Annotated in this window: 21 protein-coding genes; 20 read left to right on the top strand and 1 reads right to left on the bottom strand. The window is 59.5% G+C overall.

Annotated features, from left to right (window positions below; all coding sequences use genetic code 11):
- Positions 1–35: 35 nt before the first annotated feature.
- From mraZ to L8V01_RS02185, 19 genes are all read left to right on the top strand, one after another.
- On the top strand, positions 36–470 hold the full coding sequence (gene mraZ / locus L8V01_RS02275; protein ID WP_005324499.1) for a division/cell wall cluster transcriptional repressor MraZ: 435 nt from the start codon (positions 36–38) through the stop codon (positions 468–470).
- A 158-nt stretch (positions 471–628) separates the two neighbouring features.
- Positions 629–1,669, top strand: a complete 1,041-nt coding sequence (rsmH, locus tag L8V01_RS02270; RefSeq protein WP_269945534.1) for a 16S rRNA (cytosine(1402)-N(4))-methyltransferase RsmH — start codon at positions 629–631, stop codon at positions 1,667–1,669.
- Positions 1,666–2,469 (top strand): cell division protein FtsL, encoded by an 804-nt coding sequence (ftsL, locus tag L8V01_RS02265; protein ID WP_269945533.1) that lies wholly within the window; start codon positions 1,666–1,668, stop codon positions 2,467–2,469. The genes rsmH and ftsL overlap by 4 nt, the downstream gene beginning before the upstream one ends.
- Before the next feature lie 195 nt (positions 2,470–2,664).
- Positions 2,665–4,536 carry a peptidoglycan D,D-transpeptidase FtsI family protein gene (locus tag L8V01_RS02260; RefSeq protein WP_420869457.1) on the top strand — a complete coding sequence of 624 codons (1,872 nt, stop codon included), beginning with the start codon at positions 2,665–2,667 and terminating at the stop codon, positions 4,534–4,536.
- A gap of 9 nt (positions 4,537–4,545) precedes the next feature.
- On the top strand, positions 4,546–6,081 hold the full coding sequence (locus L8V01_RS02255) for a UDP-N-acetylmuramoyl-L-alanyl-D-glutamate--2,6-diaminopimelate ligase (RefSeq protein WP_269945532.1): 1,536 nt from the start codon (positions 4,546–4,548) through the stop codon (positions 6,079–6,081).
- Between the two features lie 2 nt (positions 6,082–6,083).
- The gene (locus L8V01_RS02250) at positions 6,084–7,613 is read left to right on the top strand and encodes a UDP-N-acetylmuramoyl-tripeptide--D-alanyl-D-alanine ligase (RefSeq protein WP_269945531.1); all 1,530 of its coding nucleotides are present in this window, start codon (positions 6,084–6,086) and stop codon (positions 7,611–7,613) included.
- Positions 7,614–7,643: 30 nt separating this feature from the next.
- A complete protein-coding gene (mraY, locus tag L8V01_RS02245; protein WP_269945530.1) occupies positions 7,644–8,750 on the top strand; it encodes a phospho-N-acetylmuramoyl-pentapeptide-transferase in 1,107 nt (368 codons plus the stop codon).
- 41 nt (positions 8,751–8,791) lie between these two features.
- A complete protein-coding gene (gene murD, locus L8V01_RS02240) occupies positions 8,792–10,183 on the top strand; it encodes a UDP-N-acetylmuramoyl-L-alanine--D-glutamate ligase (protein ID WP_269945529.1) in 1,392 nt (463 codons plus the stop codon).
- A 28-nt stretch (positions 10,184–10,211) separates the two neighbouring features.
- Entirely contained in the window at positions 10,212–11,612 is a 1,401-nt protein-coding gene (locus L8V01_RS02235) for an FtsW/RodA/SpoVE family cell cycle protein (RefSeq protein WP_269945528.1), read from the top strand.
- Positions 11,613–11,635: 23 nt separating this feature from the next.
- Positions 11,636–12,736 carry an undecaprenyldiphospho-muramoylpentapeptide beta-N-acetylglucosaminyltransferase gene (gene murG / locus L8V01_RS02230; protein ID WP_269945527.1) on the top strand — a complete coding sequence of 367 codons (1,101 nt, stop codon included), beginning with the start codon at positions 11,636–11,638 and terminating at the stop codon, positions 12,734–12,736.
- On the top strand, positions 12,737–14,200 hold the full coding sequence (gene murC / locus L8V01_RS02225; RefSeq protein WP_269945526.1) for a UDP-N-acetylmuramate--L-alanine ligase: 1,464 nt from the start codon (positions 12,737–12,739) through the stop codon (positions 14,198–14,200).
- Positions 14,200–14,871: a cell division protein FtsQ/DivIB gene (locus L8V01_RS02220; RefSeq protein WP_269945525.1), complete on the top strand. Its 672-nt coding sequence runs from the start codon at positions 14,200–14,202 to the stop codon at positions 14,869–14,871. Before murC ends, L8V01_RS02220 begins: the two co-directional genes overlap by 1 nt.
- A 310-nt stretch (positions 14,872–15,181) precedes the next feature.
- Positions 15,182–16,501, top strand: coding sequence for a cell division protein FtsZ (ftsZ, locus tag L8V01_RS02215; protein ID WP_269945524.1), 1,320 nt, complete (start codon positions 15,182–15,184; stop codon positions 16,499–16,501).
- A gap of 24 nt (positions 16,502–16,525) precedes the next feature.
- Positions 16,526–17,257, top strand: coding sequence for a peptidoglycan editing factor PgeF (gene pgeF, locus L8V01_RS02210; RefSeq protein WP_269945523.1), 732 nt, complete (start codon positions 16,526–16,528; stop codon positions 17,255–17,257).
- Positions 17,257–17,955 (top strand): YggS family pyridoxal phosphate-dependent enzyme, encoded by a 699-nt coding sequence (locus tag L8V01_RS02205; protein ID WP_269945522.1) that lies wholly within the window; start codon positions 17,257–17,259, stop codon positions 17,953–17,955. The genes pgeF and L8V01_RS02205 overlap by 1 nt, the downstream gene beginning before the upstream one ends.
- A gap of 104 nt (positions 17,956–18,059) precedes the next feature.
- The gene (locus L8V01_RS02200; protein WP_269945521.1) at positions 18,060–18,512 is read left to right on the top strand and encodes a cell division protein SepF; all 453 of its coding nucleotides are present in this window, start codon (positions 18,060–18,062) and stop codon (positions 18,510–18,512) included.
- Between the two features lie 75 nt (positions 18,513–18,587).
- Positions 18,588–18,881 carry a YggT family protein gene (locus L8V01_RS02195; protein ID WP_259885781.1) on the top strand — a complete coding sequence of 98 codons (294 nt, stop codon included), beginning with the start codon at positions 18,588–18,590 and terminating at the stop codon, positions 18,879–18,881.
- Positions 18,882–19,085: 204 nt separating this feature from the next.
- Complete coding sequence (locus tag L8V01_RS02190; protein ID WP_269945520.1) at positions 19,086–20,261, top strand: DivIVA domain-containing protein; 1,176 nt, start codon at positions 19,086–19,088, stop codon at positions 20,259–20,261.
- Positions 20,262–20,360: 99 nt separating this feature from the next.
- Positions 20,361–20,582, top strand: coding sequence for a zinc-binding dehydrogenase (locus tag L8V01_RS02185; protein WP_269945519.1), 222 nt, complete (start codon positions 20,361–20,363; stop codon positions 20,580–20,582).
- Positions 20,583–20,654: 72 nt separating this feature from the next.
- On the opposite strand, the gene L8V01_RS02180 is transcribed toward L8V01_RS02185, so the two are convergent.
- The gene (locus L8V01_RS02180) at positions 20,655–21,656 is read right to left on the bottom strand and encodes an HNH endonuclease signature motif containing protein (RefSeq protein ID WP_269945518.1); all 1,002 of its coding nucleotides are present in this window, start codon (positions 21,654–21,656) and stop codon (positions 20,655–20,657) included.
- A gap of 287 nt (positions 21,657–21,943) precedes the next feature.
- On the opposite strand from L8V01_RS02180, the gene ileS reads away from it, so the two are divergent.
- On the top strand, positions 21,944–25,114 hold the full coding sequence (gene ileS / locus L8V01_RS02175; protein ID WP_269945517.1) for an isoleucine--tRNA ligase: 3,171 nt from the start codon (positions 21,944–21,946) through the stop codon (positions 25,112–25,114).
- Positions 25,115–25,145 lie beyond the last annotated feature (31 nt).

Raw genomic sequence — 25,145 nt, 5'->3', positions numbered from 1 at the left:
TCCGGAGTTTTCGAGTAAGGAAGGTGGACGCCGGGATGTTTCTCGGAACCTACACTCCGAAGCTCGATGACAAAGGACGTCTTACGCTTCCGGCAAAATTTCGCGATGAACTCGCGGGTGGTCTCATGGTCACCAAGGGGCAGGACCATTCATTGGCCGTGTACCCACGGGAGGAATTTGCGGCACGTGCGCGGAAGGCTGCGGCGGTTTCTCGAACCAATCCAGAAGCACGTGCTTTCATCCGTAACTTGGCAGCAAGTGCGGACGAACAGCGGCCGGACGGACATGGGCGCATTACGTTGTCCGCGGGGCATCGGGAATACGCAAATTTGTCCAAGGAGTGCGTTGTGGTTGGCTCTGTGGACTTTCTCGAAATTTGGGACGCAGCCGCATGGGCTGAGTACCAGTCGCAAACTGAAGATGCTTACTCGGCAGCTGATGCCGATGACGTACTAGCGGGCTTGCTCTAAGCCTGCACAAGAGTGCGTGTAAGGACTCTGCCCGAGGCGGATGATTCTGGTGTACTTCCCCGATATCAGAAACCTGCCTCGGACAGGGCCCTATACGCACTCGCATGCTTTCCACCACTGAAAGTCCTGGAAATTGAGAAAGGGGGTTGCGGGGAGACATGGCTACAGAAGGCTTGAACTATGATGTGGCTGCCAATCACGGTCACGTTCCAGTCATGCGCGAGCGCATGGCAGAGCTACTGCGCCCCCAGGTCGAGAAAGCGGGGGACAATGCCGTACTTGTTGACGCCACCTTGGGCGCCGGCGGCCACACCCGCTACTTTCTAGATTCCTTTCCAAAGGCTCGGGTTATCGGCGTGGACCGTGATAAGCAGGCATTGCGCAATGCAACCGAGCGCCTAGCTCCCTATGGCGATCGTTTCGTGGGCGTCAATGCACGCTTTGATGAGCTGGGCAGCGCCATCGCGGAAGGCGAGGGTGGCATCTTTGATTCGGCCCGCACCGCAGGCATCGCCGGCGCGCTTTTTGACCTTGGTGTTTCCTCGATGCAGCTAGACCAGGCGGACCGCGGATTCGCCTATAAGACGGATGCGCCGTTGGATATGCGCATGGATCCCTCGCAGGGAATTACTGCGGCGGACGTGCTCAATACCTATTCGCACGGTGACTTGGCGCGAATCCTCAAGACCTACGGCGATGAGCGCTTCGCGGGCAAAATTGCCTCGGCCGTGCTGAAGGAGCGCGAAAAAGAGCCCTTCACCAACTCCGGCCGCTTGGTCGAGCTGCTTTATGATGCCATTCCGGCTGCTACCCGTCGCACCGGCGGCCACCCTGCCAAACGCACCTTTCAGGCGCTGCGGGTTGAGGTCAACCGCGAGTTGGAGGCCATCGAGAATGTACTGCCTGTTATCACTGGAGCATTGGCTGTAGGTGGCCGCGCGGTTTTTATGAGCTATCAATCCCTAGAAGACCGCATCGTTAAAGCGGCTTTTAAAGAACTGACCACCTCCAAGACACCGGCAGGACTGCCGATGGATCTTCCAGGTACCGCACCGCAGTACAAAATCGTCACCCGTGGTGCGGAAAAGGCTTCCGAAGGGGAGATTGCAGAAAATTCCCGCGCCGCGTCGGTGCGGGTTCGTGCCATTGAGAGGCTCGAAGGAAAGCCGGAATTTTTACCCCCGGGAGGCCGGAAATGAGCACCATCCCACGCCGAAACCACGTAAAGACTGACAGCCGCGACAGAGAGGCCACTCGCACCATGGGCGCCAGCCGAGACTTCACCACCGGAATCGATACCGGAGCCCCGACGGCGCTGCGGGAGCGCCCAAGCCCCAAGCGCGCTCCGAGCCGCACCCGAATCCCGCACCGCAGTACCAAGCGTCTGGGATCGAAGCAGGTGGTCAGCTTCCGTGGCCGCCAGTTGCAGCCGCAGACCAAGAAGAGTGGCCTGTTCACTCGTCTGTCCGTTATCGCGATCACGCTGCTTATCGCCGGTGTTGTCATGGCAATGTGGCTTTCTGGTCTGTCTACCAAGCAAACCTTTGCCATCCAGCAGCTCACCGTGCAGGACTCGCAATTGGATAACCAAATTGAGACCCTGAATCGCGATGCGGAAAATCTTAGCTCTTCTGCGGATATTGCTCGCCGTGCGGATGAGATGGGCATGGCCGTTCCTAAGCAGCCGGGGATTGCGGAAGTCGGCGGTGATGGAAAGATCGTCGAAAAGCGCGAAGGCACCCCGGATACTGAAAAGCTCATTGACGTAAACGGTGAACCTATTCGTCCTGGCCAGGCCTCCAGTGACCCGAAGGATACGGAGGGCATGTCGGATTCCCTTAACGCCGTGCCGCAGGGCCAGCAGCGCACCGCTCGTGGCGGCAGCAGCGATACTGAGGACCGCAATAAGGACCGTGACGCAGGCAATACTGGCGCGGAATCGGGCAATGCGCGTCCCAACCTTCCCGCGCGTGCGCCTTACGCGAGCCGCGCCGAATAGCTAGGGAAGAATATCCGGTGAAAAAGCTGATGCTCGCGCGTGGTGGCGCGGGCATTCTCACTTTTGTAGGGCACAATCAATACACGCAAGAAATTGTGGCGGAAATAGGGAAGGTGACATTGGACCGTGACTGTGCCAAGTAAGGCTAGGCGCCGCTCGCGCCGCTCCACCAGCTCTGCGGTGCCGCAAAAGAGGATGATGCGCAAACGCCTGCGCATCATCGTCTCCGTTGTGTTGGTGGCGATGGTTGTCCTTGCCGGCCGCTTGGCTTGGGTGCAGCTAGTTTGGGGGCCGGATCTATCCGCCAAGGCCGTGACCCAGCGCGAGCGTGTCTATATTGAACCCGCCCGCAGGGGAGAGATTCTGGACCGCGATGGCCAGCGCTTGGCCTATACGATGAAGTCTCGTTCCCTGACTGTCTCGCCCACGCGCCTGCGCGATGAGCTAAAGGACAAAGCCAAAATCGAGGGTCAGAATGATGGCTCGATTGAAGGTATGGATGAAAAGAAGCTCGATAGCTTCCTCAATCAAAAGATGGAGCAGACGCTCAAGGACATGTCCGAGGGAATCCCGAAGATGATTGAGGATTCCGGTGCCTCCGCTTCTAAGGTAGACAAGGACGATATCCTTAATAAACTCAAGGCTGATACTCAGTACGAGGTACTGGTGCGCAACGTCGACCCCGATGTAGCCGTAGAGATTGCAAATAAGTACCACGGTGTGGCTGCGGACCGCCAAGACATCCGCCAGTACCCCAATGGTGCAATCGGGGAAAACGTAGTGGGCAAGGTGTCGATGGATGGCCATGGTCAGTTTGGCTTCGAGGCCGCGCGCGATACTGAATTGACGGGTATCGATGGCCAGTCCACCGAGGATGTATCCGCAGATGGCCAGGTTATTCCGGGTACCTTGCGCGATGTCGTCGATACCGTAGACGGCCGCGATGTCACCCTTACATTGGACCTCGATCTGCAGACTTACGTGCAGCAGAAACTGGAGAAGGCCAAGGCTAATTCCAAGGCCTCTGGCGCGGAGGCCGTGGTTCTCGATGCCGCTACTGGCCAGGTTCTCGCCATGGCTAATACCGATACCGTGGATCCCAATAAGAATATTGAAGATCAGCTGGATGAGGGCAAAGACTTCGAAAATCGCAGCGTTTCCCACCCGTATGAGCCAGGCTCTGTGGCCAAGGTAGTAACCGCGGCTGCTGCATTGCAGGAGGGCGTGACCACCCCGGATGAGGTACACCAGGTTCCCGGCTCCATCGATATGGCTGGGGTAACGGTCAACGATGCCTGGCAGCATGGCACCGAGCCATTTACCACCACCGGTATTTTTGGTAAGTCCTCTAACGTTGGCACCTTGATGATTGCCGATAAGTTGGGCCAAGAGAAATATGCCGACTACCTGCAGAAGTTTGGTTTGGGTAATACCACTGGCATAGAGCTGCCGAATGAATCTGCCGGTAGCGTTCCGGACTTAGAGCAATGGTCCGGTGGTACCTTCGCCAACCTTCCTATTGGTCAGGGACAAGCATGGACCACTTTGCAGATGGCGAGTGTGTATCAGGCCTTGGCTAATGGTGGCGAGCGCATTGAACCGCGCATTATTGACTCGGTAAAGGGGCCCGATGGCAAGGACGAAAAGCTCGACGAGCCGAAAAAGACCCAGGTGGTAAGCCCTGAAACGGCCAAGACTACCGTGGATATGTTCCGCGCCGTCTTCCAAGATGATGAGGCGGGCGTGCAAAACGGCACGGCCGGCAATGCACAACTCAAGGGCTATCAGCTATCCGGCAAGACCGGTACGGCGCAGAAAGTGGATCCTAATACCGGGGCTTATTCCAATTCCGCGTATTGGATTACCTTCGCCGGTATCGCCCCCGCTAATGACCCGCGCTTCGTCGTTGCGGTGATGCTAGATGAGCCAAAGTCCGGTGTGGAGGACAATGGTGGTGGCGGCCAATCGGCAGCACCGATCTTCCGCGATATCGCCTCTTGGCTGCTCAACCGTGACAATATTCCGACTTCGAAACCAGCACCGCGGCTGACCCTGCGGGCACAATAGGAGCTTAGTATGACCGTTTCTTTGGATACTCTGGCCCAGCTTTCCGGCGGGCGTGTTATTGGTGATGCCTCGGTGCAGGTCTCCGCGTGTGGGCTGGACTCTTCCCGCTTGCCCGAGGGGGCCCTCTTTGCGGCCTTGCCGGGAACGCGCGTGCACGGCGCGCAGTTTGCCCGCGATACTAAGGCTGGGGCAGTGCTTACCGACGCCGCCGGGCTCGACCTTCTCACCGCCGCGCAGGAAACCCGCCCCGTTTTGGTGGTTGAGGATATTCGTGCCGTTCTTGGCCCAATTTCCGCTGAAATTTACGGCCACCCCACCCGTGACCTGACCGTTATTGGTGTGACCGGCACCTCGGGTAAGACCACGACGAGTTACTTGCTTGAGGCCGGCCTGCTACACGCAGGACACTCCGTGGGCCTGATCGGAACCACTGGCACCCGCATCAATCGCAACCCAGTGCCCACCACGCTGACCACTCCTGAGGCGCCGACCTTGCAAGAGCTATTTGCCCGTATGAAAAACGAGGGAGTTACTCACGTGGTGATGGAGGTATCCTCGCATGCGCTCGAGCTGGGACGCGTGCGCGGTACCCGGTTTGCCGTCGGTGGGTTTACCAACTTGAGCCAGGACCATCTGGATTTCCACCCCACCATGGAGGATTACTTCCAGGCTAAGGCAAAGCTCTTTGCCGGCGAACAGGCCGCCGAGCGAGCCGTAATCTGTATCGATGATGAGTGGGGCGAGCGTATGCGGGACGTCGCCAAGGAAGCGGGCGTCCCAGTGACTACGGTTGCTACCCAAGGCGCTCAAGCCACCATTTCTGCGCGCCAAACCGCTGCCGAAGCCACCGGAGCACAAGAAGTGGCCTTGGACTATGACGGCGCTGAGTTCTCGTTCCGGCTGCCGTTGCCCGGCGAGTTCAATATCGCCAATGCCTGCCTGGCGCTCGGCATGGCCGCAGCTGTAGGGGAGGAACCCGCCGAATTTTTGGTGGGCGTGGAAAAAGTCGCAGTCCCCGGACGCATGGAGCGCATCGACCGTGGGCAGGACTTCGTGGCAGTGGTGGACTACGCCCATAAGCCGGCTGCAATCGCTGCGGTGCTTGATACGTTGCGCGGCCAGTTGGAAGGAACCAAGGGGCGCGTCGGCATCGTCGTCGGCGCCGGCGGAGATCGCGATAGCTCCAAGCGCTCCATCATGGGCGCGGCCGCCGCCAGCCGAGCCGACCTCACCGTGATTACCGATGACAACCCGCGCTCCGAGGACCCAGCCACAATCCGCGCTGCGGTGATGGAGGGCGCGCGCGAGGCCGCCCCGCAGGGCGATATCCGGGAGGTAGGCTCCCGCGCCCGTGCCATCGATGAGGTTGTTGATTGGGCCGAGCCTGGTGATGCTGTCATCGTCGTGGGCAAGGGCCACGAAGTAGGCCAGCTCGTCAACGGAAAGACCTTGCACTTTGATGACCGCGAGGAAATGGCCCGCGCCATCGAGGAAAAGCTGGCTGGAAGGCCGCACCGCGATACCCTTAGGGATGCGAAGGAGTAGACATGATTCCACTATCTATTGCCGATATTGCCGAAATCACTGGTGGCAGCCTCGATTGCGTCGCAGACCCGAACCAGCGCGTCACCGGCTTTATCGAATTCGATTCCCGCAAAGTAACTAAGGGTGGGCTCTTCCTCGCCCTGCCCGGTGCCCGCGTGGATGGCCATGACTATGCAGAAAAGGCTATTGAACAAGGAGCCGTGGCGGTGCTTGCGGCGCGGCCGGTGGGGGTTCCCGCGGTCGTCGTCAAGCCCCAGGGCAAGGTTACTGGTGATGCAGCCAACGCCGATATCTATGCCCACGACGCGGATGGTTCCGCCGCAGCGGTAGTGCAGGCGCTTTCTGATATCGCGCGGGAGGTAACCCGCCGCCTGACCGCCGAGCAAGGCCTAGAAATCGTCGGCGTGACCGGTTCAGCGGGAAAGACCTCCACCAAGGATCTGCTGGCCACCATCTTCCGTGCAGACGGCGAAACCGTTGCGCCTCCAGGCTCTTTCAATAATGAAGTTGGCCTGCCGTATACCGCGCTGCGCTGCGATGAGCACACCCGTTTCCTGGTCGCAGAAATGTCCGCCCGTGGCATCGGTCATATTCGCCACCTAACCACCATTACTGCACCCACCGTCGGCGTGGTCCTGAACGTGGGCACCGCCCACTTGGGTGAATTTGGCTCGCGCGAAAACATTGCCCAAGCCAAAGGTGAGCTCGTTGAAGCTTTGCCCGCGGCCGCTGAGGGCGGCGTCGCCGTGCTTAATGCCGATGATCCCTTCGTCGCTGGCATGGCACCGCGTACTTCAGCCAAGGTCGTCTACTACTCGGCCAATAAGCCGCCGGCTTCTGACGCCCAGTATTACGCCAGCGATATCCAGCTCGATGACGTCGCCCGCCCCTCGTTTGTGCTGCATGTGCCGGGAACGGACCCGCTTCCGGTAAAGCTGCAGGTTTTTGGCAAACACCAGGTCTCTAACGCTTTGGCAGCGGCCGCGGCGGCCATTGAATCCGGCGTGGAACCGCAGGTAGTAGCCAACGCGCTATCTGGGCACCAGAATGCCTCAGAACACCGCATGGATGTGCGCACCCGCCGCGATGGAGTAACCACCATCGACGATTCCTATAACGCCAACCCCGATTCCATGCACGCGGCGATTGCGGCGCTGGCCTATACTTCTGCAGCCCGCCCAGATGCGCGTGCCATCGCCGTGCTCGGTGAGATGGGTGAGTTGGGTGGCGAGGCCATCGAAGCCCACCGCGCGCTGGGAGAGGTTTTGTCGAAGTACCACGTTGACCACTTGGTGGCCGTGGGCGACAACGAGAATATGAGGGCCATGGTCGAGTCCGCTCAGGCGCGGGGTATAAATACTACTATCAGCCCAGATGTTGACGCCGCTGCGGCGGCGGTCGAAGACATCATCAGGGTAGCGCCCGCCGGCATCGAAGATTGGGCGGGGCGCGAGGCCAAAGATGTAGTCCTCATCAAGTCATCAAATGCCCAGCGCCTGTGGCGCGTGGCAGAACAGCTCAATCGCCGTTAGTACTAAGTACAAGGAGAAAGACCTCTAGCAATGACTCAGATCATTATCGCGGGCATCCTCAGCTTCCTCGTTGCGATATTTACCACTCCGATGTTGGTCCGGTATTTTTCCGGCGTAGGAAAGGGGCAGGAAATCCGCGAGGACGGGCCGCAGCTGCACCTGCGCAAGCGCGGGACCCCCACCATGGGCGGACTGGCGATTTTGCTAGCAATTACGGTGGCTTACCTTGTGGTGGGTATTTATGCCCGCGTGACCGGAAACGGTGGATTTAGCCCCTCTGGCCTCTTGGTCTATTTCCTCACCATGGGCCTTGGCGGGTTGGGCTTTGCCGATGACTTCATCAAGCTTTTTAAGAAGCGCAACCTAGGCCTGAATAAGACCGCCAAGCTGGTAGGGCAGTTGGCCGTCGCGCTTATCTTCGGCATCTTGGCTTTGCAGTTCCCGGATTCGCACGGCTTGACCCCGGCATCGACAAACCTTTCCTTTGTTCGGGATTTTGACACCTTCGATATTGCCGTAGGCGGCGCCGTCATCGGTACCATCATCTTCTTGGTCTTTCTTTACCTGCTCATTGCGGCATGGTCGAATGCGGTCAACCTGACCGATGGTCTCGATGGCCTAGCTGCCGGCACCACCGCGATGGTGATGGGCGCCTACGCATTGATTTCCTTCTGGCAGTTCCGCAATTCCTGCGCCGTGTCCCCGTCTGCTGGATGCTATGAGGTTCGCGACCCGCTCGACCTTGCAGTGCTTGCCGCAGCCGGCCTGGGCGGTTGCTTGGGCTTTTTGTGGTGGAACGCTGCACCGGCGAAGATCTTCATGGGCGATACCGGCTCGCTAGCACTCGGTGGTCTCGTCGCCGGCCTATCCGTGACCACTCGCACCGAGCTGCTCATGATCATCATTGGCGCCATCTTTGTTATCGAGACGGTCTCCGTGGTTATCCAGATCATTGTCTTCCGCAGCACCGGTAAGCGCTTCTTCCGCATGGCACCGATTCACCACCACTTTGAAAACGGGGGCTGGGCCGAGACCGCGGTTGTCACCCGCTTCTGGTTGCTCAGCGCCATGGCCTCTATCGCCGGCGTATGCATCTTCTACGGCGACTGGCTTTCCGCCGTTGGATTCGGCGGCTAAGACCAACGCCTTCTAGCTTTATCGAGGAAAGAGGATAAAAGATGACTGAGTTGCCATCCTCGTTGCGTGGACGAGTGCTTGTGGCCGGGGCGGGAGTATCCGGGCGTGGATGCGTAGCCATGCTCGCGCGCCTCGGCGTTGATACCACCGTGGCGGACTCCAATGAGTTGGCGTTGCAAGCGCTGGCGGATGACTATGGGGTTGCCACGGTATCCGCCGAGTCCGCCGCACAGGGGGATTTCGATCTTGTAGTTACCTCGCCCGGTTGGCGGCCAGATTCGCCTTTGCTGGTTGCCTTCCAAGAGGCCGGGGTAGAAGTAATCGGAGATGTGGAGCTGGCGTATCGCTTGGACCGCGCCGGCGTCTTCGGTGCGCCCCGCACCTGGCTGGTGGTCACTGGTACCAATGGCAAGACTACGACCACGGGAATGCTGGCGCAGATCATGCTTGCCGACGCCGCCCGAACCGGCAAGCGCGCACTCGCGGTGGGCAATATCGGCGTTTCGCTTTTCGATGCCCTGACGGCCACCCCGCGCGTCGATGTCCTATGCGCCGAGCTTTCCTCATTTCAGCTGCATTGGTCGAGCCAACTTCGCCCAGATGTCGGCGTACTGCTCAACCTAGCGGAAGACCACCTCGACTGGCACGGCTCCTTCGATGCCTATGCCCGCGCCAAGGCCAAGGTGCTATCTGGTGAAGCCGCGGTGGTGGGCAAGGATGACGCCGCAGCGGTGAGCTACGCCGCGGGTACCGCACACGTTTATGGTTTCACCGCCGCCGAACCCGAACAGGGCGAAGTCGGGGTGAGCGCAGGGCGCCTCGTATCCCGCCTTGCCGCAGGGCGCGAGGATTTAGCTTCCGCCGAGGGCATCGAGCCGGCGGGGCTGGCAGGAGTATTGGATGCAGCGGCGGCGGCCAGCGTCGCGCGGCTGGCGGGTGCAGCCCCGCAATCCATTGAGGAGGGGCTTTCTGCTTATACGGTCGCTGGGCACCGCGGTGCGGTGGTCCACCAGGCCTCTGGCATTTCCTTTATTGATAACTCCAAGGCCACGAACCCGCACGCGGCGGACGCTGCGCTGAAAGGGCTCAACTCCGTCGTATGGATTGCCGGCGGGCAGTTGAAGGGAGCGGAGGTAGACGGGCTCGTCGCCAAGCACGCCGCCCAGATCAAGGCTGCGGTAGTCATGGGCGTGGATAGGCAAGAGATTGCCCACGCGCTCGCAGCACACGCACCGCATGCAGCGGTGGACATTATCGAGAGCCAGGACCCAGCAGCTGCCATGAATGCGGCGGTAGAAGCGGCGCTGCAACACGCCGAGGCGGGGGATACCGTGCTTTTGGCGCCGGCTGCGGCATCGTTGGATATGTATACCGGCATGGCTCAAAGAGGCGATTTCTTCGCGGCCGCCGCGCGAGAGCTTACCCGCAGCTAGAGCCATAGATTAAGGATCAGGAGAACACATGACGGCCACCTCCCAGCAGCGCCCGCGCTCGAAGAGCTTGGGCGACCGCGTCCGCGAGCTGCGCGAGCAAGCCCGCCAGCAGGCCGGCCTTGATTATCAACTGCTGCGCATCATCATTTTCTCGCTCATCGGCATTGGTGTGCTCATGGTCTTTTCCTCTTCCATGGCCACCTCTTTAACCGAGGACGGCGGCGTGTGGAATCAAGCGCTACGGCAGTGTGCGATGGTCTTTCTTGGTCTCGTTGCCTTCTGGCTTGGCCTGAAAGTATCGCCGCATACATTGCGCAAATGCGTGCCGTGGATCGTGGGATTATCGATCATTTTGCTCATCGCGGTGCTCATCCCCGGGGTCGGTACCGGCCGTGAGGAGGTAGGTTCGCAGTCGTGGATCTACTTGGGCCCGTTCTCCCTGCAGCCCTCGGAGCTCGCACGCATTGCAGTCGGCATGTTTGGCGCGACCGTATTGGCGGATAAAGAGCACAAATCCTTGAAGCTTACTGATCCCTTCATGATGTACTCCCTAATCGCAGGCGTGATGTTTTTGCTCATTGCCTTGCAGGGAGATATGGGCATGGCCTTGTCCTTTGCTCTCGTGGTTGTCTTTACCCTCATTTTCGCTGGTGTTGACTGGCGAGTTCCCGCGACGATCGGTGTTGCCGGGGTCCTAGGGTTGATATTTATCTTCCTTAAGGGTGGGTTCCGCTCGAATCGTTTCCACACCTATTTTGATGCCTTGGTGGGCAATATTTCCGATACTCAAGGCACAGGTTTCCAGTCTTATCAGGGCTTTCTCTCGCTTGCCGACGGCGGCTTTTGGGGCGTTGGCATTGGCCAATCCCGTGCCAAGTGGTTCTACCTCCCCGAGGCAAAAAATGACTTCATTTACGCCATCGTGGGCGAGGAACTCGGCTGGTGGGGCGGCGCGCTAGTAATCGTTCTCTTTGCTGCCCTAGGCTATGTGGGGCTGCGCACCGCGATGCGCGCGCAAAATCAGTTCCAGTCACTGCTTGCCGCTACGCTAACCATCGGCGTGGTTACCCAGGCATTCGTGAATATCGGCTACGTCATCGGTTTGCTGCCGGTGACCGGTATTCAGCTGCCCATGATTTCTGCCGGTGGTACTGCGGCGATCATAACCATCGGTTCGATGGGTATCTTGTGCAACGTGGCGCGCCACGAGCCAATGCAGATTTCCGCAATGCAGAATTTCGGCCGCCCGCTGTTCGACCGCCTCTTTTTCATTGGCGAGCCGCAACCGGTGCCTAAGCCGAAAAAGAAGCAGCAGGGCCGCCACGCCCGCCCTCAGGAGCCCCGTTCCCGCGTGCGCGAGGAACGCTTTGGCCGTCCCGTTACCGGAGCCGGCCGCCGCTATCCGCGCGCCGAGCGCCGCTATCGCTAGGTGGCGCTGGTAGCCTTTAGGCTATGAATTCCACGCCTATTTCCGCCGTCATCGCAGGTGGCGGCACCGCCGGACATATTGAACCCGCCCTTGCCGTGGGCGAAGCTTTGCGCGAGCGCCACGGCGCACGCATTACCGCGCTCGGCACCGAAAAGGGCCTCGAGCGCGATATTATTCCCGCTCGCGGCGTGGATCTTCGCTTGATTACTCCAGTGCCGATCCCCCGCAAAATCAACGCGCAGCTTTTCAAATTGCCGTTCAACCTTTCCCGCGCGGTGAGGGAGGCCAAGCAGGTGCTCAAGGACGTCGAGGCGGATGTCGTCTTTGGCACCGGCGGCTACGTTGCAGGGCCAGCCTATATTGCTGCGCGCTCCCTCGGCATTCCGTTTTATGTTCTCGAGACCAATGCATTGGCCGGAATAGCCAATAAGCTTGGTGTGAAGATGGGCGGAATCGGCCTCAACGCCCACCCTGACTCCGGCATGCCGGGTGAAGTCGTAGGCATCCCTGTGCGTCCGAGCCTAGCGGAGGACCCGAATGGAAACCTCGCCGCAGACGCGCGCACCAAGTGGAACTTGGCTGAGCTCCCCATCATCCTTATTACCGGCGGCTCTCAGGGTGCGGCCAGCATCAACCGCGCCGTGGCTGGGGCGGTGGAAGATCTGGCAAAGGACTTCCAGCTTCTGCACGCTTATGGCAAGAAGAACGATCCGCCGGCAGAGCACCCGAACTACGCGGCACTGCCGTATATCGAAGACATGGGCTCCGCTCTCGCAGTGGCCGATCTCGTCGTGTGCCGCTCCGGCGCCATGACCGTAGCCGAAGTCTCCGCCGCAGGCCTGCCCGCCATTTATATTCCGCTGCCGCACGGCAATGGTGAACAAGCGCTTAACTCCCGCGAGGTGGTCGAGGCCGGCGCCGCAATTCAAATCCCAGATGCGGAGCTGACCTCGGAGCGCCTCATTTCTGAGGTACGCGGGATCTTAGGGGACCAGAAGCGCCTCGAGTCAATGACGCACGCCGCAGCCCACGCCAGTGCCGGGGATGTAGCCAATACCATCGCAGACCGCATTGCCGCCCGCGTTTTTGAGGCCGAAGGCGCCGCCGGAAGGAAGGATAAATAAATGACCGACCCCGCACACTACGATCTCCGCCGTGTCCACTTCATCGGAATCGGCGGTTCCGGCATGTCGGGCTTGGCGCGCATCCTTGCCGCCCGCGACGCGGTGGTTACCGGTTCCGATGTGAAAGACTCCACCCCAGTAGAGGTATTGCGCACCATGGGCGCCAAGGTCGCGATTGGGCACGCCTCGGAAAACCTGCGTCTTTCCGGCGAACTGCCCACTGTCGTGGTTACCTCTTTCGCCGCCATTCCGCAGGATAATCCGGAGCTATTGGCCGCGAAGGAGAACGATATCCCGGTCATCCGGCGCTCCGACCTGCTCGCCGCATTAATGGAGGGCCACAAGCAAGTGCTGCTGGCTGGCACCCACGGCAAGACTTCCACCACATCCATGACAGTGAGCGCCATGCAACATGCGGGCCTCGATCCTTCCTTCGCCATTGGCGGCCAGCTCAATCGCGCAGGTACCAATGCCCACGGAGGCACTGGTGAGGCCTTCGTTGCAGAGGCGGATGAATCCGATGCCTCCCTGCTGCGCTATAGCCCCGACGTCGCGGTGCTCACGACCATCGAGCCCGATCACCTCGACTTCTTCCACAGCGAGGAAGCCTATTTCCAGGTCTTTGATGACTTCGCTAACCTCGTCACCCCGGAAACCGGCTACCTCGTTGTCTGCGTGGAAGATGAGCACGCTGCCCGAGCAGGTGAGCGTGCACTTCGGCGCGGCATCAACGTTGTGGGCTATGGTTATCCGGACAAGGCTCTGACCTCCACCGTTCCGCTGGCCGCAGAGCTTGTGCACGAAGAGACCACCGCCGAGGGCATGGATACCGCCGTCAAGCTCACCCTGCCTGGGGTAGCGGAGACCGTACGCTACGAGCTGCAGATCCCAGGCCACCACATGGTGCTGAACTCACTGGGTGCCTTGATCGCTGGCGTGCTCTCCGGCGGCACGCCGGCCTCAATCGCCGAGGGCTTGGCTGGTTTTAGTGGTGTGCGCAGGCGCTTTGAGTACCGCGGGAGCGTCGACAAGCAGGGCAAACCCGTGCGCGTCTTCGATGACTATGCCCACCATCCCACCGAGGTCGCTGCAGTGCTGCGGGCCGCCCGCGCAAAGGTTGAGGCTGAGGGCCACGGCGGGCGCGTCATCGCGTGCTTCCAGCCGCACCTGTACTCGCGCACCATGGAATTCGACTCCGAGTTTGCCCAAGCGCTTTCGCTTGCCGACGCCGCCGTTGTCCTCGACATCTATGGCGCACGGGAACAGCCCGTGGAGGGAATTACTTCCCGCATCATTACCGATAAGATGCCCGCCGAGATGCAGGTTATTTTCGAGCCGGACTTTTCCGCCGCCGCTCGTGACGTCGTCTCCATCGTAGAGCCTGGAGACGTGGTACTGACCATCGGCGCTGGCTCGGTAACTATGGTGGCCGCAGAAATCCTCGACGAATTGCGGGCAAACTAGTGCGCGTATCCTCAAAGCTCATCGCCGGGATAGTCGCTGCTGTTGTTGCGGTTGCCCTCATCGCCGGAGTCGTGTTGTGGACGGTGCCCATCCTTAAGGTGCGAAATTTCCAGGTGGAAGGCCTCCACCAGCTGGATCCGGCGCAGGTAGAAGAGGCCGCCGGTGTCCCCGAGGGCGAAAACTTGCTGCGCGTCAATGCGCGCGAGGCAGCTTCCGGTGTGGCCGGATTGGATTGGGTCGATTCGGCGACCGTCTCCCGCGATTTTCCCTCGACCTTGACCATTAACGTGGCCGAGCACAAGGCCGTGGCTTTTGTAAAGCGCGATAATAAGCCCATCTTGATCGATGATAAAGGCGAGGAATTTACTTCCGCGGAGCCCCCCGCCGGCGCGGTTGAGGTAACTGGTTCCGTCGATAGCGGTTCTTCCCAAACCCAGGACGCGGTGCGCGCCATTGCAGCGCTCTCAGACGAGGTGCGCAACCAGGTCGCAACACTCGAGGTGGCCAATCAATATTCTCTCACCTTCACCACCAAGGACGGCCGCCGCGTCTTCTGGGGCGCGAGCGACTCCAATGATGAGGACAAGGCGCATGCTTTTGCCACGGTGTTGAAGATGGAGGGCCGCGAGTGGAATATCTCCAACCCTGAGTTGGTCACCACCCGCGGATAGGGGCTGGGTGCCCCCGCGCGCACTTGTCATCTCTTTTCGGCCCGGTGCGGTGCCGCTTAGGCGCGTGCGCTGCACGGGCCTTTTCTCTGCCCGCAACATGGGGCGGATGATGCGGGTGTGACTAACAAAACCGCAGGTGAGAAACTCTAAAGTGGAACTTGAGGGTCTCGACACGCGGAAAATGTGCGTGAAAATTACACGGCTGTCGTTAAAGATGGAGAGGAACGCGATTCGCCTTTGGCGGAACGCATTACATTCCTCGTTTAATGCACGTGCAGACTTACAGTAGCGAAAGGTGAGACCTACTCACATGATCTCTTCCAATAACAATCTCGCGGATATCAAGGTCGTCGGCGTCGGCGGTGGCGGCGTCAACGCCGTCAACCGCATGATCGAAGAAGGCCTCAAAGGCGTCCAATTCGTCGCCATCAATACCGACTCTCAGGCCCTCATCTTCTCCGATGCCGACACCAAGCTCGACATCGGCCGCGAGGCCACCCGCGGACTTGGCGCCGGCGCTAACCCTGAGGTAGGCAAGACCTCTGCAGAAGACCACAAGTCCGAAATTGAAGACGCCCTGCAGGGCTCCGATATGGTCTTCGTGACTGCCGGCGAAGGCGGCGGAACCGGCACCGGTGCCGCTCCGGTAGTGGCGTCCATCGCGAAAAAGATGGGTGCCCTGACCGTCGGCGTGGTTACTCGCCCATTCAAGTTCGAGGGTGCCCGCCGTACCCGCCAGGCCATGTCTGGCATCGAGGAGCTGCGTGAGGTCTGCGATACCCTCATCGTCATCCCGAATGACCGCCTGATGCAGCTCGGTGGGGAAGAGCTGTCCATCGTCGAAGCTTTCCGCGCTGCCGATGAGGTGCTGCACAATGGTGTGCAGGGTATTACCAACCTGATCACCATTCCGGGCATGATCAACGTCGACTTTGCTGACGTCCGCTCCGTCATGTCCGATGCCGGCTCTGCGCTTATGGGTATCGGTTCCGCCCGCGGCGATGACCGCGCTATGACCGCTGCCGAACAGGCCATTAACTCCCCGCTACTAGAATCCACGATGGAAGGCGCCAAGGGCGTGCTGCTCTCTATCGCCGGTGGTTCCGACCTCGGCCTGCACGAGGTCAATGCCGCGGCTTCCATGGTGGAAGAGCGTGCCGACGAAGACGTCAATCTTATCTTCGGTACCATCATCGACGACACCTTGGGCGATGAAATCCGCATCACGATCATCGCCACCGGCTTCGACGCCGAGGCCAATATGGCCCAAGCCGCGGCACAGCACCAGCCGCAGCAGGAGCAGCGCAAGCCGGGTTCCCTTTTTGATAACCGTCAGCGCGAAGCGGCAGAGCCCGTCACCCCAGCTCCGGCACAGCCTGCTGCCGCTCAGCCGGTACAGGACGATTACTCCCCGCGCCACTCCTACGAGCCGCGCGCCGGCCAAGACCGTGAGCGCTATACTCCAGAACGCCCGGCCGAGGAGCGTCGCCCCGAGTCCAGCGGTCTGTTCACCAACTCTGACCGTTTCTCCCGCGAGGAGCGCCGCGATGATTACCGTTTGTCCCGCCCATCCCAGCGCCGCGATGATGACGGCGACGACGACCTCGACGTGCCTTCCTTCATGCGCTAAGCGCAAAGCGCTACGCTGGTGTGCATGCCAGTAAACGAGGAACATCGCACCAAACGCCCCGTCCGCATGGTTTTTACCAGCCGTGCCGGCGGGGCGTCTGCTATTCCATATGACTCTTTCAACTTGGGGCACCATGTCGGCGATGACCCCGCCGCGGTAGCTGCTAACCGCGATCGCCTTAAGCGTGTGACCGGCGTGGACGATATCGTGTGGATGGAGCAGCTGCACACTAATACCGTCACCGTTATTGATGGTCCGCAGGATGAGCCCGTGCCAGCCACCGACGCTATTGTTACTACCCAGCGCCGCCTGGGCTTGGGCGTCCTTGTTGCAGATTGCACGCCGCTTCTGCTTGTCGACGTCGCCGCTGGCGTCATCGCCGCCGCTCACGCCGGCCGCTTGGGTGCCCGCAATGGCATTGTGGTCAATACCGTGCGCGAAATGCAGAAACTCGGGGCTCAACCTGAGTGCATCCAAGTAGTCATGGGCCCAGCCGCTTCGGGAAAGAATTACGAGGTCCCGGAACAGATGGCCGATGATGTGGAGCGCCGGCTGCCTGGCTCCAAGACTAGGACGTCGAAAGGCACGTGGGGCATCGATGTGCGCGCAGGGCTGATTCGCCAGCTCATGGGGCTAGGTATCACCGCGATTGAATCCGACCCTCGCTGCACCATTGAAGACGAAGATTTCTTTTCCTATCGCCGCGAAGGCATCACCGGCCGCCAAGCCGGACTGATTTGGTTGGAGGATAAGTGATGGCGGACCGTAAAACACAGTTACAAGAAAATCTTGAGGCTACTCGCGCCGAAATTCACCGGCTATCGGAGCGGGCGGATCGCAAGACGCCGGAGTTGCTACCGGTGACGAAGTTTCATCCGGCTGCAGATATTGCCCTTTTAGCCGAACTAGGGGTTACTGATGTCGCCGAAAATCGGGAGCAAGAAGCCCGTGCTAAGGCCTCTGAACTGCCGCAGCTGCGATTCCATATGATCGGCCAGATTCAGACTAAGAAAGCCAACCATGTGGCCCGTTGGGCGGCAAGCGTCCATTCGCTCGATTCCCTGAAGCTCGCCCGCGCGTTGGAGCGAGGTGTTTCCTTGGCAAAGGAACGGGGCGAGCGCGAAGGCAACCTGCCGGTCTTCATTCAAGTCTCCGCCGACGGCGATGGCTCTCGCGGCGGCGTTATCCCCAGCGCGCTCAGTGAGCTTGTGGATGCAGTAGAAGGAGCGGAACATCTCGACCTCGCGGGTCTCATGGTTGTTCCGCCGCTCGACGCCGATGCGGGTGAGGTATTTCGCGGAGTGCGCCAGGGAGTCGATCGGCTATCTGCCGAGCTGAACCGCCCGCTGAAAATGTCTGCTGGAATGAGCGCGGACATGGCCGAAGCAATCGCCGCGGGCAGCGATATCGTGCGTGTCGGAACCAGTATCATGGGACCGCGGCCAGTAGGTTAAAAATATCGCAAAAGCGCATTTCACAGCGTAAATCACATGCGTCACACCAGACACATTTTGCGCGTTTGAACTTGTACAAATTTAGGTCAGAGGGAGACCCAAAAATGTCATTCATTGATAAGACGAAGGATTTCTTCGGTCTTGGTCCGATGGACATCGAAGAGGACGATGCCTACTACAACGAGGAGCCGCGTTACTCCGGTAATAGCTCCTCCGCCTACGCCCCACGCCGGACCCCGCAGTCTTATGAGTCTGCTCCGGTAGAGGAGGATTTTGTACCGACCATCGTGGCTATTTCGCTGACGTCTTTCAATGATGCCGCCAAGGTGGGCGAGCCTTTCCGTGATGGTGACGCAGTGGTCTTTGAGCTTACCGACGCCGAAAAGGCTACCGCTAAGCGCTTCATCGACTTTGCCGCCGGCCTCTGCTTTGGCCTCGAGGGTCGAATGCTCAACCTTACCAAGGGAATGGACACGGAGCGTAAGGTCTTTTCCATCGTGCCGAAGTCTGCGGACATCGCCAAGCACGAGCTCGAGCGCGCAGCCGGCCTCCGCTAAAGCAATTATTTTTACCCGACCCCCGTGGGTGCCGATTGGGCACCTGCGGGGGTTTATTCGATAGGCTCAGTGATTGTGACACAACTCGGAATTATCCTTATCCTGCTCGTGCGGATCTATACGTGGGTACTCATTGCCCGCATCATCATCGAGATGATCCAGTCCTTTTCACGGCAGTTCAACCCGCCACGCTGGTTTATGGTCATGGCGGAGCCCCTCTTTGTTATTACAGATCCGCCGGTCAAGGCATTGCGACGCCTGATTCCGCCGTTACAAATGGGCGGCGTAGCTCTCGACGTATCGGTGCTCGTGCTCTTTATTTTGCTTTCGATTCTCACGCTTATTCTGCGAATCGTTTTCTTGGGCTAGCACCCCCGTCGCCTCGAAACCTGTGGTAAACGTTGAGACTCGACGGGGCGTCGATTATTGTGGGCGTTTGGTTACGATAAATCGCGATAACCCGTATTATGAACCACATGTACCTTTGTGGGGAAGGTTTAGCTAAGCCCGAACCGCAGCTCCTAAGGCCCTGGAACCTCCGGGGTTGTACCAACCTGAAGGGGAAGAGAAGACATGCCACTGTCACCAGCTGATGTTCACAACGTCGCGTTCAGCAAGCCGCCTATTGGCAAGCGCGGCTACAACGAAGATGAGGTGGATCAGTTCCTCGACCTCGTAGAAGACGCCCTTGCCCAGCTGCAGGATGAAAACGAAGACCTGCAGGCACAGGTCAGTGACCTGAACTCCCAGGCCAAGGCGGGTGCTGGTGCCGGTGCTGCTGGTACCGCGACCGCAGCTTCTGCTCGTACCGATGAGGCCGCCTTGCGCAAGGAGATTGAGGCCAAGCTGCGCGCCGAGTACGAAACCAAGCTGGCGGATTCCAAGTCTGAGCTCTCCCGCGCTAAGGAAGAGACTAAGAAGGCGCAGGAGCAGGTTAAGTCGGCCCAGGCTGAAGCTTCCAAGGCACAGGAGTCCGGCTCCGCTGCTGCTTCCTCCTCCGCAGACCTGAAGGCAGCCCGCGAGGAGGCTGCTCAGGCGAAGAAGGATGCAGAGGCAGCCCGCGCTGAGGCAGCACAGGCTAAGAAGGAACTCGAGGCCTCCAAGAAGGAAAACGACGAGCTGAAGAAGTCCGCTTCTGCAGCTGGTTCTTCCAAGGCTGGTGCCGCAGCTGCAGGTATTGCAGGTGCCGGCGCAGCTCAGACCGCCGACGGTCTGGCTACCCCAGAAACCCACATGCAGGCCGCCCGCGTTCTGGGTCTGGCACAAGAGATGGCAGACCGCCTCACCTCCGAGGCTCGCGCGGAGTCCGAGTCCATGCTGTCTGAGGCACGCACTGCTGCTGAGAAGCAGCTAACCGACGCCGATTCCCGCTCCAAGGCTCAGCTGGCAGAGGCTCAAAAGAAGTACGATGCTCAGCTGCAGGACGCAGATTCCCGCTCCAAGAAGCTGGTTTCTGACGCCGAGGCTAAGGCAAAGCAGACCGAGTCCGATGCTTCCTCCCGCGCAGAGGCTCAAATCCGTCAGGCAGAGGAGAAGGCTGCTTCCCTGCAGGCCGATGCCGAGCGCAAGCACACCGAGGTTATGAACACGGTCAAGCAGCAGCAGACCGCACTGGAAGCTCGCATCTCCGAGCTGCGCACCTTCGAGCGTGAGTACCGCACCCGCCTGAAGACCCTGCTCGAGTCCCAGCTGGAAGAGCTGGAAACACGCGGCACCGCCGCACCGAACGGCGAGGCTGGCAATAACTAAGCCCTCCCGTACTTCCTAGCGCCCCCGCCACCGCGGCGGGGGCGCTATTGTTGTTTTAGACAGTCGTGCCTCATCCCGTCCCAGCCGAAAGGAACCATCGTGCTCGTTGCCGCTCTAGTTCTAGCCCTCGTGGCATTCGTGGCCTTGGTGAACTTTGTCATTTCGGGAACCGATTGGTCGCTCTATCTTGTCTTCGCCGCTGCTGGTCTGGGACTCGTGTGCTTCATCCTGGACTGGGCGCATAAACATCGCACCGACAAGGCTCGGGCAGCAGAAAATCCTGAGCAGGAGTCTTTGCGTGCTGCCCTCCGCGAGGACTAAGCAGCAAGCTCCGCACCTTGTTTTGAGGCACGCCAATAAGGCGCACAAGGCGCCTTATCTCGCGGGCGAGTCCTAACGGTCAGGCGGTTGCCACCGAATCTGTCCGTTTTCTCGGGCAAGCCGCCCGCGCAATGGTGGGGCATTGGGATCGTCATCATTGGCGCCATTGTGGTAGGCGCAGGCTGTGGATAAGTTCGCGATGTTGGTCAATCCACCGTGCAACCACGGCTCCAAATGGTGAATTTGGCATTCGTCGGCAGGCTTAGCGCATCGCGGCCAGGGGCAGACGGGATTTTCTGCGCCCGCCATTAGCCGTTGTTTGGCGTTGGCAAAACGCTGCGTGCGATACAGATTCACTGCGCCTTCATAGGGGCTTACTAGGGTGATAAACCCATGCTCTTTAAGCGTGCGGCGCAGGTACTGCGCACCCGTAAGCGTCGCCCCGTTGGTCATCTGCAGGGTGATTTCCTCACCGTCACCGTTGACGATGCGTACGTAGTCTTCCATCCGCACGAGAACGTTCGTTACCACGGTGCTTCGTTGCGCCGTATCGCTGTCGAAGAAGGTATCTTCCACCACGTCCAGAGGCTTTTTGTCTTGATTCTCCACTGCCGCGTGGAGATTTGCGATAAACGATGACGAGCCGTCGATCGCAAGCGTCCACGGTGCATCCTTTCGGCGGATGATCCGCACGCCCGGCTTTACTTTGCGCTTTTTCTTCGGGACCTTGGACTGGGCCAGCTTTTCTAGCGCCCCTGCTGTAGCTTTGGTGGTGCACAGTTGTTCGCGGAGAACCCAGGCGTCGAAAAGCGTAGGCATCTTCCGCGCATATTTTTCGATGATGGATAAAGCAACAATGGAATGTCCATTGTGCTGAGCGCCTTCGATTGCGCGTCGCCGCTTCCTAGTGAACTTGGTCGTGCCGCAGTACGCCTCCTTCAACAATGCCAACTCGCGGGCCGTCTTTTCGGCGGCGCCCCGCGCGCAGAGGTCGTCCTCAGACATGCCTGCGCACCCGAGGACGATGTCCATCCCGGGTGCCATGGCTGCGAGGTACGTATCAAGCGCGTTCACGACTCATAATTTATTGTCCTGCGCAAGCCCCCACAAGAGAAAATTTTTAGCCTGTGGATAACTTATTGTGCGCGAAGATTATCGGGCGCTATACTATGACCTACATGCGATGATCCGGCCATCACCGGGGAGTAATTCAGAAGAACAGCCCTCGGGCCCAGTAGAACTGAACGGGTGGGACCGTCAACTCCTTCACCGAAACGAAGCGGAGCCTTCGGGCTCAAGCAGGGTGGTACCGCGAGCCTTAAAGGCGCGTCCCTGCACCGAGTTAAGAGTGAAGGATAATGATGGCGAAAAAGATTTACCCCAAGGTTGACATGACCGGCGGCTCACACCGCTTTCCAGATATGGAAGAGGAAGTCCAGAAGTACTGGAAGCAGGACGATACCTTCCATGCTTCGCTAGAAAAGACCAAGGACTGCCCCGAGTACATCTTCTATGATGGCCCTCCATTTGCTAACGGCTTGCCTCACTATGGTCACCTGCTGACCGGCTATGTGAAAGATATTGTCCCGCGCTATCGCACCATGGCTGGCAATTACGTTCCTCGCGTCTTCGGTTGGGATACCCACGGCCTGCCCGCCGAGCTGGAAGCGGAAAAGCAGCTGGGCATTACCGATAAGGCACAGATCGAAGATATGGGCTTGGAAAAGTTCAACGAGTACTGCGCCAAGTCCGTGTTGGAGTACACCGACGAGTGGGAAGACTACGTTAACCGCCAGGCCCGCTGGGTGGACTTTGAAAACGGCTACAAGACCATGGACATCAATTACATGGAATCGGTCATGTGGGCGTTCAAGGAACTTTATGACAAGGGGCTTATCTACAAGGGCTTCCGCGTCCTGCCGTACTCCTGGGCCGAGCATACTTCCCTGTCTAACCAGGAGACCCGTTTGGATGATTCCTATAAGATGCGCCAGGATCCGACGTTGACGGTTACCTTCCCAGTGAAGGGGGCGCGTGAGGGAAGCGCGGCGGAAAAGACACTGGCAGAGCACCCCGCGCTTGCCGACGCCGCCTTCCTCGCCTGGACCACCACCCCCTGGACCTTGCCTTCTAATGAGGCATTGGCAGTCCACCCGGAGGTCACATACGTGCTGTTTAAGGCCACTGAGGGTGATTTCGCAGACCGTACCTTCATCATGGCGGAAAACCTGCTGTCCACCTTGGAGAAAGAACTGGGTGAGGCCGAGGTACAGGAGACGTTTACCGGTGCGCAGCTCGAGGGATTTACCTATGAGCCCATCTTTGGTTTCTTCCCGGATCTGCGCAATGCCTACCAGGTATTGATTGCTGATTACGTCACCACCGAAGACGGCACCGGCGTGGTTCACCAGGCTCCTGCGTTTGGTGAAGACGATATGAATACTACGAACCAGTACGATATCGAGCTGGTTATCCCGGTAAATGAAGACGGCAAGTTTACTGCGCAGGTACCGCCGTATGAAGGCCAGCTGGTCTTTGATGCGAATAAGGACATCATCAAAGACTTGAAGGCTGCTGGGCGAGTGGTGCGCCACGTGACCATTGAACACTCCTACCCGCACTCGTGGCGCTCGGGCGAGCCGCTTATCTACATGGCGCTGCCGGCCTGGTTTGTGAAGGTGACCGAGTTCCGCGATCGCATGGTGGAGCTCAACCACAATGACATCGAGTGGCTGCCGGAGCACATCCGGGATGGCCAGTTTGGCAAGTGGCTCGAGGGCGCGCGCGATTGGAATATCTCTCGCACCCGCTACTGGGGTGCGCCTATCCCGGTGTGGATGTCCGATGATGACAATTACCCGCGCATGGATGTCTACGGCTCCTTGGATGAGCTGGAGCGCGATTTCGGCGTACGCCCAGAGTCGCTGCACCGCCCGCACATCGATGAGTTGGTGCGTCCGAACCCGGATGATCCCACCGGTAAGTCGATGATGCGCCGCGTGCCGGACGTGCTGGACTGCTGGTTCGAGTCTGGTTCGATGCCTTTTGCGCAAAAGCACTATCCATTTGAGAATAAAGAGTGGTTCGAAACTCACTCGCCGTCTGACTTCATCGTGGAGTACTCCGGTCAGACGCGTGGTTGGTTCTATGTGATGCATGCACTGTCCACTGCGCTTTTTGATCGTCCGGCGTATAAGAAGGTCGTGGCCCATGGCATCGTGCTGGGCAACGATGGTCTCAAGATGTCGAAGTCCAAGGGCAATTATCCGAACGTCAACGAGGTCTTTGACCGTGATGGTTCGGATGCCATGCGCTGGTTCCTGATGTCTTCGCCTATCCTGCGCGGTGGCAACCTTATCGTGACCGAGCAGGGGATTCGTGAGGGCGTGCGCCAGGCCATCCTGCCAATCTGGAATGCCTATACCTTCCTGCAGCTCTACGCAGAGAAGGAGGCAAAGTTCGACACCAGTTCCACGCATGTTCTCGACCGCTATATCTTGGCCAAGACCCACGATGTCGTAGCCAATGTGGACGCGGCGCTTGCCGATACCGATATTGCCACGGCTACTGAAGAAGTGCGCCTGTTCGCCGACGTCCTGACCAACTGGTACGTGCGCCGCTCCCGCGAGCGTTTCTGGGAGGGCGAGGATGCTCATCCAGAGGCCTTCAACACCTTGTATACAGTGCTGGAGACAGTGACTCGCGTGGTGGCGCCGCTGCTGCCCCACGTGGCAGAGGTTATCTACCGGGGACTGACCGGCGAGCGTTCGGTGCACCTAGCGGACTACCCGCAGGCCACAGACTACCCGTCCGATGCAGATCTTGTATCCGCGATGGATGCGACCCGCGCAGTCGCTTCGGCGGCGTCTTCGGTACGCAAGTCCAATAAGCTGCGCAATCGCTTGCCGCTGCCCAAGCTGACGGTAGCCCTGGAGGGGGCACAGCGCTTGGCGGACTTCGCCGATATCATCCGCGACGAGGTCAATGTCAAGGAGGTCGAGCTTACTGACGACGTCGATTCGGTGGGCACCTTCCAGGTAGTCTGCAATGCCAAGGTCGCAGGTCCGCGCCTGGGCAAGGACGTGCAGCGCGCCATCAAGAATCTCAAGGCGGGCAACTACGAGCGCCGCGGCGAGGAAGTCGTGGTCGATGGCGATATAGTGCTTGGCCCAGATGAGTACACCGAGCGCTTGCAGGCGGCGAATCCGAAGTCGACCGCGCGTATCGAGGGCCTCGACGGTCTTGTGGTGCTCGATACTGAAGTGACCGAAGAGCTTGAGGCTGAGGGCTGGGCCGCAGACGTCATTCGTGGTTTGCAGGACGCCCGTAAGGCTTCCGGGTTCGAGGTCTCTGACCGCATCGCTGCCGTACTTTCTGTCCCAGAGGATAAGAAGGCCTGGGCAGAGCGACACGCCGATCATATCGCCGGTGAGGTACTCGCCACCGATTTCCAGGTGACCACCGAGGCGCTGGATAGCGCAGAGGTACACGAGGTAGTGAAGGGGGTTAGTGCGACCGTCGTTAAGCAGTAGCACGCTCGCCACCACCTAAAAGAAATTGCCC

Source organism: Corynebacterium curieae (genome assembly GCF_027570035.1).
Lineage (GTDB): Bacteria > Actinomycetota > Actinomycetes > Mycobacteriales > Mycobacteriaceae > Corynebacterium > Corynebacterium curieae.
Note: the sequence above shows the minus strand (reverse complement) of the source record. Positions and strands in the feature narration are given on the sequence as shown.